The sequence below is a fragment of the Paraburkholderia sp. CI3 genome, from assembly GCF_050436505.1.
Classification (GTDB): Bacteria; Pseudomonadota; Gammaproteobacteria; order Burkholderiales; family Burkholderiaceae; genus Paraburkholderia; species Paraburkholderia tuberum.
This window is the reverse complement of sequence record NZ_JBNDMI010000003.1, coordinates 1,164,769-1,181,045: the sequence shown is the minus strand read 5'-3', so window position 1 is coordinate 1,181,045 and position 16,277 is coordinate 1,164,769. Positions and strand designations below refer to the sequence as shown.

The window sequence follows — 16,277 nt, the reverse complement described above, 5'->3', positions numbered from 1 at the left end:
GAGATGCTGAGGCAGTGATCGACGAATCGAAAGAGAAGCTTTCCAACGGGTGGAAGGTACTTTGTTTTTTGGCGGGACGACGTGCCGTTCACAGCGGACGGCACAGGTGAGGTAGACGATATTGCAGTTCGATCTTGCTAGAGCCTAAAGCCGAGATGAAATTCTGACCCGGTGGAAACACCTCAGGAAGCCGACAGACCGTGAGCACTTTATCTCCTCTCTCGCCTCGCCTAGTCAAAGGCGGCATCGTCACCCTGGACCCGAGCACGACTACGATCCAGAGCGTGATTGCGCTGCAGTACAACCCTGACTCGCTTTCGCGCACGCTGCAGATCCAGTCGATGCCGGGCGGCCAGGATGGCGTACGGGTGGATGCGCTGCGGCTGCGCGGGCCGGCCATTGAAACCATCAAGCTCGAAGCGGAACTCGATGCAACGGACTATCTGGAGTTTCCGACCAGGCAGGAGAACCAGAGCTTTGTGCAGTTTGGCCTGCAGCCGCAACTGGCGCAGCTTGAAATGCTGGTCAACCCCACCGTTGAAACGCTGCTCTCGGACGACAAGATGGCCAACGCCGGAACGCTTGAAATCATCCCGCTGGAGCAGCCTTTGACGCTCTTCGTGTGGAGCAAGAGTCGCGTCGTTCCGATGCGCCTCACGGATTTCTCGATCACCGAAGAGGCCTTCGATACGCAGCTCAATCCGATCCGCGCCAAGGTGTCGCTTGGCATGCGCGTGCTGAACATCGACGACCTTGGATTCCAGCATCCGGGCGGCCACTACTTCATGGCCTATCTGAGCAACAAGGAATCCCTCGCAACACAGGCGAAATCAGTCGCTCTCAATGTGCTTGGCCTGGGAGGCCTGCCATGAACTATCCACTGCAGCAGTTGATTCAGATGGGTGCGGTGCCGGCGGTCAGCTTTCCGCTGGACAGCCGCTATTACCACTATTCGACGCAGCAATATACGTCGCCTGATGGGACAGTAATCACGTACCTTACCCGGCGTTTTGTGCCGAAGCCAGGTGCGCCGAACTATGCCACCGTGGCGCAGCATACGGTGAAACGCGGTGACCGCCTCGATCTGATCGCGGCACGGTATCTGGGCGATCCGCTGATGTTCTGGCTGTTGTGCGATGCGAATGGAGCCATCGTGCCGAATGATCTGGTTGCCGTGCCGGGTGCTGTGCTGAATATCACCACCCCCCAGGGCGTGCCGGGAACGGGCACAGGTGCCTGACATGCTCCAAAGCGTGCAACTCTCGATGATGATCGGCCCGGTCGTGCCGCTCACCGTGCCACGTGTCGTGCTCGACTCGCTGGCTGAGGTCGAGGTCAAGGTCGATGACGTGGGCCAGAGCGGATTTCAACTTGTCTTCAGCATCGACAAACAATCTCCGCTGCAGCTTCTCTTTCTGCTTTCGGGCGGGTTGCCGCTCCTGTTTATGCGCGTGATTCTGGTGGCGACAGTGAATGGCGTTGCCAACGTGCTGATCGACGGCGTGATCACCAACAATCAGCTTTCGCCTGGGGACAAGGGCTCGAACTCGACGCTCACCATCACCGGCAAAGACCTTACCGCATTAATGGACCAGTCTGACTGGAGCGGCTTTCCGTTCCCTGCGCTGCCGCCCGAGGGACGTGTTCTGCTGCTGCTCGAGAAGTATGCGCTCTTTGGCGTGCTGCCCATGATCATTCCCAGCTTGATGCTGGTATTGCAGATACCCATCGAACAGTGGTCGTCGCAACAGGGCACGGACTATTCCTACATAAAGTTCCTCGCGGAACAGGTGGGCTATGTCTTCTACATCGAGCCGGGCCCAGTGCCCGGCTCGAGCACTGCGTACTGGGGGCCGCAGATCAAGATCGGCGTGCCGCAGCCATCCCTGAACGGCGACATGGATGCTTATACCAATGTCGAGAGCCTGCACTTTACTTTTGACCAGGAGAAGAATCGCATTCCGATCATCTACACCTACGTAGAAGAGACGGGAGTCAGCATTCCGATCCCGCTGCCGCCAATTACGCCGCTGAACCCGCCGCTGGGGCTGATTCCGCCGTTGCCGACCAACCTGCTTCCTCCCGATCTGCGGCCACTGCGCGACGACCTGGCAAAGCTGCCCGTTCCACAGGCGGTGATGATGGGGCTCGCTGCTGCCGCACAAGCAGCGGAGGCGGTGACCTGTGAAGGGTCGCTCGATGTGTCGCGATATCGCGGCATTCTCAAGGCACGTGGACTGGTTGGCGTGCGCGGCGTCGGACCGGCATTTGACGGGCTCTACTACGTCAAGAGCGTGACTCACAAAATCAAGCGCGGCGGGTATAAGCAAAACTTCACGCTGACGCGCAACGGATTGGTTTCGACTGTGTCGACGGTGAACATATGAGCCCACAGAATTCAACGGCTGGCGGCAACGCGCAACGCTTCTACGGCAAGTATCGCGGCCTCGTCGTCGAAAATATCGACCCGCTGCTGATGGGCCGCGTGCTGCTGCAGTGCCCCGATGTGCTTGGGGCGATTCCCGGCAGCTGGGCAATGCCATGCGTACCAGCGGCAGGAATTCAGGCGGGCGTCTTTATCGTGCCGCCGATCGGGTCGCAGGTATGGGTCGAGTTCGAGCAGGGCAATCCCGATTACCCCATCTGGACGGGCGGGTTCTGGGGCTCGGCGGCTGACGTACCGGTCTTCGCCACGGCTCCTCCGGCAATTCCGCCGGGGCAGAACGTCGTGATTCAGACGACCGGCGAGAACATGATCCTGGTGAGCGATGCGCCACCGACGCCCGCGACCGGAGGCATCGTGCTCAAGAGCGTAAGCGGAGCCATGATCGTGGTGAACGAGACCGGCATTTACATCAGTAACGGACAGGGCGCCACGATCACACTGATTGGACCGACCGTGGCCATCAACGAAACCGCGCTTACCGTTGTCGGCGCGTAAGAGGGGGAATACAGAATGCCGGGACCGATATTGCATGTGGGAGCGGTAGTGATGTGTTCGCACGGAGGGCAGGCGATGCCGACGATGCCGAGTCCGGTGGTGTTTGTCTCTGGCATGCCCATTGCAACGATCGCCGCGCCTTACTCGATCGCGGGATGCGCGTTCGCGCCGCCGGCGGGGAATGGTCCATGCGTCACCGGGCAATGGATTATGGGCTCGACCAGCGTGCAGTCGAATGGGCAGCCGGTCGCGATCCTGAGCGGGACATCGATTTGCACACCAACCGGCACGCCGATGCTACCCATCTCGGCTCAAACACTGGTGCTGGCGACCTAACTGGCTTCTCAAGGATAAAGGAGTACCGGATGAGCACGAACGTGAATTTCCCGTTCCAGTTCGACGGCCGCGGCAGAACGCTCGATCCGCAGCAGGATTACGTGCGCCAGCTGGTGGAGCAGGTGCTCTTCACTTCCCCGGGAGAGCGCGTGAATCTGCCTGACTTCGGCAGCGGACTTTTGCAGCTTCCTTTCGCGCCGAACAGCATGGAGATGGCTGCCGCGACGCAGTTCAGCGTACAGGCCGCGCTGCAGAAATGGTTGAGCAATTACGTGCGCGTGCAATCCGTTGTAGCTGCTGTCGATGAAGCCGTGCTCACCGTCACTGTGACTTATTCACCGCTCAATACCGACGTTACCGAGATACAGACCTTTGTGTACGGAGGTCCGCAATGAGCCTGACCTACGCATGCTGCAATGAGAATCGCAAAGCGGCAGTGCTGGGCAATCCTACGCTCAACGGGATCGATTACCTCGAGGTGCTGGATCATGATGCGATCGCGCTGGGCATCCCGCGCCAGCAGACGCTGGTGGTGCATTGTCTGAATGCGCTGGCGGCGAATCTCGCTGTAGCCAACATACTCATAGGCGGCGGTGAGAGTATCACCAATGTCGGAGTCGCCTGGGTCGGGCTCGCCTCCGATCCGACCACGCTGCCAGCTTCAGCGACCGCTGCCGAGACAGCCTATTACACGTGCCTCGCCGACGCGGCGAAGGTGCTCATCGTTCGGACCAAGCTCGCCGGCGATTTCTCGCCTTACACGCTACGGCTGGTGACCGGTGCGCAGCAGGCCACCGAAGATCCATTCGATCTGACCGAAGCGCTGACGGGATTCGATCCTGAATTATCTGAAGTTGAATTTTCTTTCAAGGTGGAGTGTCCGCCATACTTCGACTGCGCGCCGGCAGCGCCCGATTGCGCACCCGATTTGCCCGACCCTCCTCCTATCAATTATCTGGCCAAGGATTACGGGGCTTTTCGCACTGTACTGCTTGACCGGCTCAATCAGCTCGTACCCAACTGGAGCGCAACCACCGAAGCCGACATGGGTGTGGTGATGGCCGAGCTTGTCGCCTACGTGGGCGACTATCTCAGCTATCAGCAGGATGCTGTCGCGACCGAGGCTTATATCGAGACCGCGCGCAGCCGCATCTCGCTGCGCCGCCATGCACTGCTGGTGGATTATGCAGTCCATGATGGCTGCAATGCGCGCACCTGGATGCACCTCGAGGTCAACGCGCAGGCTATTGTCGATCGCACTCTGACGCGTTTCTATACCTTTGCGCCGGGCATGCCTTCTTCGCTTGCCGTGGGCGCGGGCAATGAAGAAGCCGCGCTGAAGGCGGGCGTAATTGTCTTCGAGCCGATGCAGGATGCCACGCTTTATCCCGAGCACAACCAGATGAGTTTCTATACCTGGGGCGATACGGATTGCTGTTTGCCCAAAGGCGCAACCGAGGCTACGCTGCTCGGCAGCTATCCGAATCTGCAGCCAGGCGATGTGCTGATCTTTGAAGAAATGCTGGGGCCTCGCACAGGTGACCGAGCGGATGCGGATATTCGCCATCGCTGCGCGGTGCGGCTTACACAGGTAGCCACGCAAAACAGTCTCGGCGAACTGCTTGTCGATCCACTTTTTACGCGTCCGGGAAGCGACGGCATGGGCGATGCTGTCACTTCGGCCGCGCAGAGCCCGGCCGCGGTCACCGAAATTCAGTGGTCGAGCGAAGACGGGTTGCCTTTCCCCGTGTGCCTGTCGTCGAGCTTTATCGACTCGACCGGCAAATTGCAAAATCTTGTCGATGTAAGCGTCGTGCTGGGCAACATCGTGCTTGCGGATCAGGGCCTGCATCTCGGCGCGATCTCGCTAGGGGCGGTGCCTGAGCCTTCGATCTTCCCTCCGGATGACAGCGACCATTGCAATCCGACACAGCCGCAAGGCCTTCCCGTTCGCTATCGGCCGGTGCTCCCTGATGCACCCATTACGCAGGCGGTTCCTCTGCCTCTCGCAGGCGCGCCCGCTGCTACTTCCATCGTGCCCCTGGTCACATCGGGCTTCGCCAATCTTCTCGACGCGAACGGCTATACAAGCCTCAGCGTTCAGGCGGCCGATCCGTGGAGCTGGCCGCAATATTTTGGTGTGAGCGTGGTTGCGAATGCCGTGCATCCGGCCAACTTCGACCTGTCAGTCGTGTATGTCCCCACTGGCGGGCCGCATGGAGTCACGGGGCCGGTGGTGCTAGAACTGTTCCCTGATCTTTCGCTGACCAACACCGATCCCAACTACGCGCCTACGCAGATCAACGCCTTTTCGCGATTTGTTCAGGTGCCGGCCGGCTTCACTCCGTTTGGGACTGCACCCACGGCGTATCCCGCGAGCCCCACGCGGTTGCCGAATGCGGGCTCAATCAACCTGGTCGACTCGGGAGGCAGCGCCTATCTCGTCGTGCAGGCATCGAATCCGCTGGCATGGCCGCCAGCCTTTGGCGTGATCGCGCAGGGGAGCCTGCTGCATCCCCAGCAGTTCAACCTGCTGGTGGTCTATAACCCGTCCTCGGGCGAGGGCGTTCAAGTACCGGTGCTTGTCGAGCGTTATAGCAATCTCACACTGAATGATGCCGCATCGACTATCGCGCGCGACTCGGCTCTGATTCGGGTGCGGAGCTACTCTGAGCAACCCGACCCTGGTCTTTGCGCTACCGCGCTGATGAACTATGACGCAGATGAGGCGCTGCCCGCAGTTACGCTGTCGAGCTTCTTCGACAACCGTACGACCAACTGGACGGCGCAGTCGAATCTGCTGCAAGCGGGGCCGGCGGATGCCAGCTTTGTCGTTGAGATCGAGTACGACGGCTCGGCGCATCTGCGCTTCGGCGACGATACGAATGGGCTCGCGCCGCAGAGCGGCGCGGCTTTTAACGCAACGTATCGCGTGGGCAACGGGACGGCGGGTAATGTGGGTGCGGAGAGCCTGGTCTTTCTGGCGACAGGCGACGCCCGTATTGTGGGTTGCACCAATCCGCTGCCTGCAGCAGGTGGGGTCGACCCGGAGACCACGGAGCAGATTCGGCGGCGTGCGCCCGAGGCCTTTCTGACGCAGGAGCGGGCCATCACCATGCCCGATTACGTGGCGATCGCAGAGAGGAACAGCCAGATCGACGAGGCTGTTGCAACGCTGCGTTGGACGGGGAGCTGGTACACGGTCTACATCGCTGCGGAGCCCAAAGGCGGGGGTGATCTCACGCCGGCGCTGCGCAAGTCTCTTACCCGTTTTGTGAATCGCTACCGATTAGCCGGGCAGGATCTGCAGCTTGAGTCGCCGCGCTATGTGGCGCTCAATATCAAGCTCACCGTCTGCGTCGATCCAGATTACTTCCAGGCCAATGTGCGAAAAGGATTGCTGCAAGCGATCGGCGGTGCCCCGGGCGGACTCTTCGCTCCCGATACTTTCCGCTTCGGACAGACAGCGTATCTCAGCCCCATCTATGCGGCGGCGCGCAAGGTGCCCGGAGTCACTTCTGTGGCAGCTACCCTCTTCAGCCCGCAGGGAGTAAACGATCCCGCCTATCTTGCCGATGGCGAAATTCCTCTCGGTCCGTTCCAGATTGCCCGGATGGACAACGACCCCAGTTATCCCAATCACGGGCAGCTCACCCTGGTGCTGCAAGGTGGAAAGTGAGAGGTGCATGACCATGACTTCGCCCTGCACAAATACGTCCGACTGCACCTGCGGCTGCTGCTTTGGCATCGGCATCGAGACACCGCAAGAAGAAATGAATCTGCCCGGCTTGCCGGCGATCCGATATCGCGCGGGCACTTGGGCGACCTTCCGCGAATCGATGCTGGCGCGGCTGTCGAGCGCGGACTATCCGGCGCTCGCCTATCTCAAGACACGCGATACGGACGACTTCAGCATTGCGCTGCTTGACGCGAGCGCGGTGGTCTTCGACATTCTCACTTTCTATCAGGAGCGGCTGGCGAACGAGAGCTATCTGCGCACGGCCACGCAGCTGCGGTCATTGACCGAGCTCGCGCGGTTGATCGGCTATCAGCCTGCTCCGGGTGTGGCTGCGCAGACGTATCTGGCCTTTACGGTCAAGGCGGCCACTGGCTTGCCGGCCGATCCCACGACGACGGCGATCACTATTCCAGCGGGCACTCAGGTGCAGAGCGTACCCGCACAGAATCAGGCGCCGCAGACGTTCGAGACATCGGCCGACATTCTGGCAAAGGCGGATTGGAACTCACTCCCGATCAGCACCAGTCTGCCGTGGATCGCGCCCGGGACGAATGGGCTCTATCTTGCCGGCACGACGAATCAGCTCAATCCCGGCGACTCGCTGTTGATCCTCGGCGTGGCCCGCGAGCTTTGGACGCCCAGCTCCACCCCCAACGAGCAATGGGACGTGGTGACGCTGGATCAGGTCGTCATCGACACGCAGAATGGCGTGACGTGGGTGGGCTGGGACGTCCGGATGGATCACGGAACGGGAAGCGGAACTTCTCCCCATCCCTCGACCTGGACGACCGCCAAGGTCTTCGCCTTCCGGCAGAGGGCCGCGCTCTTTGGCAGCATCGCGCCCGATCCGAACCTGTTCGTGAACGCGAAGAAGAACACCAAGACCAGCTTGCCGAAGCTGATCAACGACAAAATGACTCCCTGGATCTGGAAGAACTTCAAGACTGCCAACGCGAGCCAGATCGATCTCGACTCGACTTATTCGAAGGTGTCGGTGAATTCGTGGTTTGCGCTGGCGGTGAATGGTCTGGCCCAGCTATACAAAGTGACGGCAGCCAGTGCCAGTTCGCGCTCCGCCTTTGGCATCAGCGGCCGCATTACCGAGCTGGCGGCCGATTTCAATGACCCCGATGTTTCAGACTTTCCGCTGCAGGGAACCGCTGTTCTTTCCCAAAGCGAACAGCTCACCGTGGCGCGGCAGCCGCTCGATCACCCGCTTTACGGGACGGTGATCGATATCGATGCGCTGAGGCCGGACCTGGTGGGTGTCACCGCCGTGGCCGTTACCGGTAAGGCGCAGAAGCTCCAGGTGACCACCGCGGCCGCGCCGCTGAGCTTCGTGCCCGACGACGGACCGGAAGACGGCTCCGCCAACCTCACGCTCAATCCGGGCGATGTGGTCACGCTAATCGATCCTGGGCCGCTGCCGGAGAATGGCGACGGCAGCATTCCACCATGGCTTTCCGATACCGGCGCGCGGAATCTGCGTGTGGCGGATTCGAGTAGCCGCACCGGTGCAGTGGCAGCGACGGTTGGCAGTTTCACCCCTGCTGCCTCGACCAGAATGGACCCGGACATTCAGGAGTTTGCTCTGGTCTCGTCAGTCGTCGCGGTTACGTCACCGTATCCGCATACGCAGGTATTGCTCAAGAATCCGCTGACGCAGGTGTATGACCGCGGCATGAGCTCGGTGAATGCCAATGTGGGTCTCGCCACTGCGGGCCGCTCGGTCGCAGAGGTGATGGGCAACGGCGCTGCGGCGATACCCAACCAGCGATTCAAACTGCGCCAGCCACCGCTTACCTATGTTCAGGCTCCGACTCCGACCGGGCGGATGAGTACGCTCAAGGTCACGGCCAGCGGGGTGACATGGAAAGAGGTCCAGACGCTTTACCAACAGAAGCCGGGGGCGTCGGTCTTCGCGACTCTCAACCAGGCGGATGCGACGACCGATGTGCTGTTTGGCGACGGTGAGGAGGGTGCAACGCTGCCCACGGGGCAGAACAATATCGTAGCCACCTACCGCGTGGGCTCAGGTGTGGCGGGCAACGTGAGCGCGGGCAGCATCTCCACGCTGATCGACCGGCCGTTGGGAGTGACGGGCGTCATCAACCCCGAGGCCGCTACTGGCGGGCAGGACGCGCAGTCAGTGACCGATGTTCGCGCCAATGCGCCGAGCTCGGTACTGACTCTGGGCCGGGCGGTTTCAATCGAGGATTATCAGAACTTCGCGGGCAGCTTTGGCGGCATTGCCAAGGCGACGGCGCTGTGGATTCCGAGCGGGCCGGGGCGAGGTGTCTTCCTCACGGTTGCCGGAGCGGGCGGGGCGGCGCTACCTCCAGGAAATCCAACGCTGGGGAATCTGGTCACCGCGCTGCAGTCGTATGGCAATCCGCTGATTCCGATCCATGCGATGAGCTTTCTGGAGACGCTGTTCTCGCTGAAGGCAGACGTGGCCTATGACCCGGATTACGATTCGACCGCGGTCAACGCCGCCATCATTGCCGCGCTGCGATCGCAGTACAGCTTCGCCAACCGCGGCTTTGGTCAAGGAGTGTCGGGAGACGAAATCTCCGCGCTCATTCAGGCCGTGCCGGGCGTGGTGGCGTCCAACGTGACAGCGCTTACGGTCGGCGCCACCAGCCGCGCGGGCGATCTGGCAAGCGGTGGGTGGTCGGTCTACGCCGCGCACCAGTGGCTCACGCAGACCGTCACGCTGACGCGGCCTCCAGCAGGCGTACAGCTGCGCGTCTGCCCGTGGATTCCAGTGGCCACCACCAACGGGTTGCCGCTGCCCGCCGAAATCCTGGTGCTCGATCCCAATCCCAACGCCATTGCCTTGGGGGTCATGTCATGAGCCTTCCCATGAGCCCGCAGGGCCTCGATCTGTTCAGCCTGCTGCCTGCTGTCTATCGCATTCGCGACATGCAGCTGGCGCAGTCGCTGCCGCTGCTTACCGACCTCGAGCAGGCATCGCTGGCGCAGCTGAAGCTGCTCACCGCCCCTGGGATGCCTCCGCTTGCCGCCGACCAGCAGGCGCTGCTCGACGCACTCAACGCCAAGGCTTCTCGCGGTCCGCTGCAGTCGCTGCTGCTGGTGATGCAGGAGCAGATCTCGATCGTGGCCAACGATCTCGATCAGCTATACGACGACCAGTTCATCGAAACGTGCGCCGAGTGGGTGATTCCGTACATCGGCGACCTGATTGGCTACCAGGCGGTCAATGGCATCAACGCGACCATCGACAATCCGCGCTCCGAGGTCGCCAACACCATTGCATTCCGCCGGCGCAAGGGGACCGTGCTGGTGATGGAAGAACTGGCCCGCGACGCTACTGGCTGGGGAGCGCATGCAGTCGAGTTCTTCCGCGTGCTTGGCGATACGCAGTACATGAACCACATTCGCCGGGGCAACCATTACGCGCCCGATCTACGCAAGTGGAAGCCAGGCCTCTACATCGACACCGGTTTCGACCGCACCGCGCACAAAGTCGATGTGCGCCGCGTGGGAGCGGCCATCTCTTCAGCGCCGCGTGAGCAGGGGCGATACAACATCCAGAACATCGCTATCTTTCTCTGGTCGCTGGGTGCCTGGAGCATTACGGATTGCCCAGCGACGCCGTCTGCAAGCGGTAACGGATGCTATCGGTTCAGCTCACTGGGCATGGACATGGCGCTTTTTCACAGAGCGATTCCGCCCGGATTCGAACCGGATGACACGAACATCAACGACCCGGTGAAGCCCTTCAACGTCGCGGACCGGCTGCGGCGGGGAGCGTTTTGCGATGACATTCAACTCGGGGTCGGCGCGCACTATTACGGTGAGACCGGGAGCCTTGTCGTGTGGCTCGACGGCACGCCGCTCGACCCGTATCAGATTCGGGTCTGCGATCTTGCCGGGCCGGAGGGGGCATGGGCGAATACGCCTGTCCCTGCCACCTATGCTGCGGCTATCGATCCCGAGCTGGGCCGGCTCGCTCTGCCTGTCGCCGGCGGGACACATCAGCCCGCGGTGAGCGTTTCCTACGAATACGGCTTCAACGCCGACCTCGGCGGCGGCGAATATCCGCGGGCTACCGGCGCCGACGGCTTTCTCGTGACGGACCCGGCGTGGGTCGTGCCGTTTCCGGATCCTCGCTTTGCCGACCTGCAGAAAGCCGTCGACTTCGCTATCGGAGAGCTGGCGGAGAACGGCTTGGTCGCGATCGAAATCGCGGGCTCCAGGATAGTCTCCGCAGGCCCGCTGATCATCGATCTCCCGGCCGGAACGACGCTTGAAATGCGCGCAGCGGACCAAGCTCGGCCGACGCTGCTGCTGGACGGGGAGATCTCGATTACCGGCGATGCCTCGAGCACGTTTGTGCTCAATGGAGTGCTGATCGCGGCTGCAACCGCGATGGCTCCAGCCACGCCCGCTCCCATCGCGCTGGTCCATGCACCGGAACTGAAGGCCGATGGCAGCTACAGCCGGCTTGGTCAGCTCAACCTCACGCACTGCACGCTGGTTCCCGGCTGGTCGGTGACGCCGCAGGGCGAGCCTGTCTTCCCCGATCAGGTGACGCTGGTAGCGGAACCGGCGGGACTGCAAATGACGGCGGCCCGCTCGATACTTGGCCCGGTGCGCTGCAGCCGGATGTCGGCATTCACCGCGACCGATAGCATCCTCGACGCGGCCGATCCCACAGGTGTGGCTTACATGGCGCCCGATTCCTCGACCACCGGTCCGAGCGGCGGCGCGCTCACGATGGTTGGCTGCACGGTCATCGGCAAGATTCACGCGGCCCTCTTCTCGCTGATCTCGGATTCGATTCTCTGGTCCTGGCTCGCGCCTGCGGACGACCCGAAGCTGTGGCCCGCTTCCGTCATCTCGGATCGCCGCCAGGCAGGTTGCGTACGCTTTAGCTATCTGCCCACGGGGGCCATTACGCCACGGCGCTTTCAATGCGTGGAGAAGGCTCCCGAGAACCCTCAGCCGCTCTTCTTCGCGCTGCGCTATGGACGCCCCGGTTACTGCAAGCTGCTCGCGTCCACCAGCGACCGCATCCGCCGCGGGGCCGATGATAGCGGCGAAATGGGCGCCTTCCACTATCTGCTCAACCCCGAGCGCGAAGCCGACCTGCGCGTGAGGATGCAGGAGTATCTGCCAGTCGGCATGGAATTCGGCCTGATTTACCAGAACTGAATTGGCACAACTGACTTAGCAGAACTGACTTCGTCGATTCACGCAAGCAAGCGGCGCGCACTATCCCCCGGGAAAACGCGCCGGAAACAGATGAAGGGAGGCGTTACAGTGAGCTTCGATACAAGCCGTTTTCGCTTTGACCCCTGGAAGAACTACTCCGGCGTTGTGATGGAGCAGGGGCGCGTGCAGCTGGACTCGGACTGGAACGAGTGGCTGGCGCAGATGGTCCGCCGTGCCCAGGCTGAAACCCTCGATTTCATCGGCCGGGCGACCTATCCGGCGACCACGCCTTTTGCATTCTTGCTGAAGTTCGACGGCGCAGGCAAGCTCACCATCGGTCCGGGAAGAATGTACGTCGACGGGCTGCTGGCCGAGAATCATGGCGACCCCACGACAACCGTGTGGGATCCGGCTCTGGGCGAAATGTCGAATACGCCCCAGCCTCCGCCAGCTTCGGAAACTGGCGCGATCGCCTACACGGCCCAGCCATGGATGCCCGGCGTGGTTCAGCCAACCGACGGGGGCACCTATCTTGCCTACCTCGACGTGTGGACCCGGGCGGTCGACTATCTGCAGGACCCCTATCTGATTGATCCCGCCGTCGGAATTGATACCACCGGGCGGCTGCAGACGGTGTGGCAGGTGCGGCTTGCGAAAGTCGAGTCAGGCGCCGATTGCAGCAATGCTGGCACGCCGTGGCCTGGTCCCTCGAGTGGTCTGCTTACTACAGCCCCTGTGAGTTCGGCGCCCGCAGGCCCCTGCTGCCTTACCTCCAATACTGGATACACTGGGGCTGAAAATCAGAACTACCGCGTCGAGATCCATACTCCCGGCCCGATCGGCACGGCTACCTTCAAATGGTCGCGCGACAATGGCTCGGTCGAAACCGGCGTCACCGCGATTATGCCGGTCACGAACTCTGTGCTGGTCTCGGCGAGCCAGCTCAGCGTTTTGAGTATGGGACGCGATCAGGTGCTGGGCTTTGCATCGGGCGACTGGATCGAGATTCTCGACGACGACTCGGAACTGGCCGTTCTGCACGGCGTCCTGCACGGCGACCTGCACCGTATCGACACGATTGACTTCGCGGGCAAGACCATCACCCTCGATTCGCCCGCCGATGCGACGAAGTTCCCAGTGACGGGCGGAACGACGCCGTATCAGACCGATCCGGCGCGGCATACCCGTATCCGCCGCTGGGATCAGTCCGGCAAGGTCTACCAGAGCGATGGGACAACCGTGGTCGTAGATCTCGGCGCGGCAGGCAGCAGCGGCGAGATTCCCGTGACCGCCCCCGGCATCGCGGTCATCCTTGAGAATGGCGTCACGGTCAGCTTCGATGTCAGCACGGCCGGCGGCAGTTTCAACAGCGGCGACTACTGGACGTTTGCTGCGCGCACCGACGGCTCGCTCGATCAGCTTTCGGCAGCTGCGCCGCGGGGAATTCACCATCACTACACGCCGCTTTCGGTGGTCGATTTCGCTACGGGCCAGGCCAGCGATTGCCGCCCGCCGCTGGCTTCCGGCGGCCAGAACTCCTGCTGTTGCTGCAGCGTAACCGTTGGGGCGGGAGCTCAGTACCAATCTATCAACGATGCGCTGGCTGCGCTGCCCGCAAGCGGCGGCGAGGTCTGCATCCTGCCGGGACGCTACTTTGAGCACGTCTTGATCAATGGTCTGCGGAACGTGGTGATCCGTGGCTGCGGATATCAGACAAGACTAGCCTCGCCCTCACTCGCGCCAACTTCCGCACTGTCCGCAGCTTCCGCAGCGGCAGGTGCCACGACCGGCGGCAATAGCGATGGCACCTTCACCGCCGTGATCTCTATCGCCGGATCAGAGCACATAGAGCTGCATGATTTTGCTGTCGAGGCGGATACGAACGAAGTCGGCATCCTTGTGGACGGAACGGGGAAGCTGGTTGCGCCGCCGCCGGGCCCTGACAATCCAGACGATCCCAACGAAACCGTGCGATCAAAAATATCGCTGAGCGCTTACACTCCGCCTCGCGTAATCGATGTGACGATCAAGGATCTGTTCCTTACCGGCTCCACGCTTCCTGCCATCCTTGCGAGGAGTACCGAGCTGCTTCGCATCGATGACAACCGGGTCCTTATGGAGGATGTCCCCAGCCTCTGGCCGTCGATTTACGTATCCGGCATTGAGATCCACCTCGACCGCAATTATGTCGGCATCCAGGGTCTCGCGACGATGCGGGAACGGTTGCCCACAACGGTGACCGGCGACCTGACACCGGACACCAATTCGAACCCTGGCAGCACCGCGAAGACCGAATCCGCAACCGGCGCAAAGACTCAGGCGGTGTCGAAAAAAGGCGCGAAGAAAAGCGTCGCGGAAAGCGCCGGTACCGGGCCTGTAGATGCGGGTGGGCCACTTCCCGTCGAGGCCATCAACCTGGCGGGCATCAAGATCGAAGTTGCCCGCCACTGGGGCGGGATCATGATTGCCGGCCCTTCGCGCGAAGTATTCGTTTGCGAGAACCTGATCGAGGGCGGACGTTTCAACGGCATCACGTTGGGCAACTACGGCGTCGTTGACGCGAATGGCCATGAAACCGGCGCAATCATCGGCATCACCACAGTTCATGAAGACCCGTGTTCAACCACCGGCACGCTTGAGCCGCCAAGCTCGTCTACGATCGGTACACAAGGCACCGGACTTGTGGCCGGCGGGCTGCTTGTCGATATCACCATCGACCGCAATCGCATCAGCAACATGGGCCTGTGCGGCATCGGACCGGTTGGGATCTTCGACCTGCGGCGCATCTTCGAGATCATCTCAATCACGAGCCTGACCATCACCAACAACACGATTCGCAACACCGTTCTGCGCTCGACCGCAGCGTTGAGCACCTTCGGCTCGCAGGCCTCGCAGGAGACATACAAAGCGTCGAGCACGAGTGCCCAGGATGCAGCAGGCAATTTTACCGACGTCAACGTCGGGCAAGGCAGCTTTACTACTGCCGAGCCTATAACGAGCGGTGCATCTTTTCCCTACGCGGCTATCTGCGTGCCTGCTGTTGAGAATCTCGTCATCCGCGATAATGCGATCGCCAATTTCGGCGCCAAACCCGGCGTAGGTGCGAACGGCATTTTTGTGTTGATTGGAGAGATGGTCGACATCAGCCGCAATCAGGTGCTCGAAACCCGCGACTGGAGCGAGGTCTCGCGCGAGGCGGGACCCACCAGCGGGGCCATGCACGGGGGAATCGTGCTGGCGCTGGTCACTCCGCCCAGACTGCCGGACACGACCACTGAGAAGGTTGTGCTGACCGGTGAGAGCGCAGCCTCCAGCAATAACATTTTCACCACCATGATCTATGAGCCCGGACTGCCCGCGCTGCGCGTCGAACAGAACGTGGTCCGCATCGGGCTGGGGCAGGCGTTGCTGGCCATTGGCTTTGGTCCCTTCGCCATTTCAAACAACCACTTCAGCTGCGGCGGAATGGTGGGCGGTCGTGACTTCCCGATCGCGCAGACCGTTCTGATTCTCAACCTCGGCGCGGCCATAGAGACCGAAAATTCCCTGAAGATGATGGACATTTACAACTATGCGACTCAGAAATCCACCGGCACGAACCCATACATGTACAGGGGCGGTGGACTAGCCCGCAGCGCCTTCGCCGCATCGAGCAATGGAACGGTGCTCTTCAGCGACAACATCTGCCAACTTGAGGCGCGCGCCAGCCGGGAGCCATCCGTCACGTCAATTGCCATCATGTCGGTAGATCACCTGAACTTTACGGGCAATCATTCCTGGGTCGATGCCGTGGCCACCGACGCCTTTTTCGACGCAGTGCTGGTCGCAGGGAGTGTCAATGTCACCAACAACCGATTCCAGGAGTCGCCCCAATCCGTGGTGGTCTCGGGCCTGACGGCAGGGGTAGTCAACATTACCTCGCAGAATATTTCCACGTTCTGCCTGGTGGTGGACGGCACGCCCGGCTTCACTATCAATCAGTCCAACCTTGCCCTGATCAGCATGGCGCTACCGAAGCTGTGCGATAGCCTGAGTCGCCAGTAATAGGCCCGGCCGAGCAGCCGGCATCGTCACCAGAGT

General features: G+C 61.5%; 10 protein-coding genes. All 10 read left to right on the top strand.

Features of this window, described 5'->3' with window-relative positions; all coding sequences use genetic code 11:
- Positions 1-200 precede the first annotated feature (200 nt).
- The 10 genes from OKW29_RS14065 to OKW29_RS14020 all read left to right on the top strand — a co-directional run bounded on the left by OKW29_RS14065 (position 201) and on the right by OKW29_RS14020 (position 16,241).
- Positions 201-872, top strand: coding sequence for a hypothetical protein (locus tag OKW29_RS14065; protein ID WP_429291489.1), 672 nt, complete (start codon positions 201-203; stop codon positions 870-872).
- Positions 869-1,240 carry a LysM peptidoglycan-binding domain-containing protein gene (locus OKW29_RS14060; protein ID WP_429291488.1) on the top strand — a complete coding sequence of 124 codons (372 nt, stop codon included), beginning with the start codon at positions 869-871 and terminating at the stop codon, positions 1,238-1,240. Before OKW29_RS14065 ends, OKW29_RS14060 begins: the two co-directional genes overlap by 4 nt.
- Position 1,241: 1 nt before the next feature.
- Positions 1,242-2,387 carry a hypothetical protein gene (locus OKW29_RS14055; RefSeq protein WP_429291487.1) on the top strand — a complete coding sequence of 382 codons (1,146 nt, stop codon included), beginning with the start codon at positions 1,242-1,244 and terminating at the stop codon, positions 2,385-2,387.
- A complete protein-coding gene (locus OKW29_RS14050; protein ID WP_429291486.1) occupies positions 2,384-2,941 on the top strand; it encodes a phage baseplate assembly protein V in 558 nt (185 codons plus the stop codon). The genes OKW29_RS14055 and OKW29_RS14050 overlap by 4 nt, the downstream gene beginning before the upstream one ends.
- Before the next feature lie 75 nt (positions 2,942-3,016).
- The gene (locus OKW29_RS14045; RefSeq protein WP_429291485.1) at positions 3,017-3,277 is read left to right on the top strand and encodes a hypothetical protein; all 261 of its coding nucleotides are present in this window, start codon (positions 3,017-3,019) and stop codon (positions 3,275-3,277) included.
- Between the two features lie 29 nt (positions 3,278-3,306).
- Positions 3,307-3,672, top strand: coding sequence for a GPW/gp25 family protein (locus OKW29_RS14040; RefSeq protein ID WP_429291484.1), 366 nt, complete (start codon positions 3,307-3,309; stop codon positions 3,670-3,672).
- Complete coding sequence (locus OKW29_RS14035; protein ID WP_429291483.1) at positions 3,669-6,956, top strand: putative baseplate assembly protein; 3,288 nt, start codon at positions 3,669-3,671, stop codon at positions 6,954-6,956. Before OKW29_RS14040 ends, OKW29_RS14035 begins: the two co-directional genes overlap by 4 nt.
- 7 nt (positions 6,957-6,963) lie before the next feature.
- A complete protein-coding gene (locus OKW29_RS14030) occupies positions 6,964-9,873 on the top strand; it encodes a putative baseplate assembly protein (protein WP_429291482.1) in 2,910 nt (969 codons plus the stop codon).
- An 8-nt stretch (positions 9,874-9,881) separates the two neighbouring features.
- Positions 9,882-12,197 (top strand): hypothetical protein, encoded by a 2,316-nt coding sequence (locus OKW29_RS14025; RefSeq protein ID WP_429291481.1) that lies wholly within the window; start codon positions 9,882-9,884, stop codon positions 12,195-12,197.
- Between the two features lie 108 nt (positions 12,198-12,305).
- The gene (locus tag OKW29_RS14020) at positions 12,306-16,241 is read left to right on the top strand and encodes a DUF6519 domain-containing protein (protein WP_429291480.1); all 3,936 of its coding nucleotides are present in this window, start codon (positions 12,306-12,308) and stop codon (positions 16,239-16,241) included.
- Positions 16,242-16,277 lie beyond the last annotated feature (36 nt).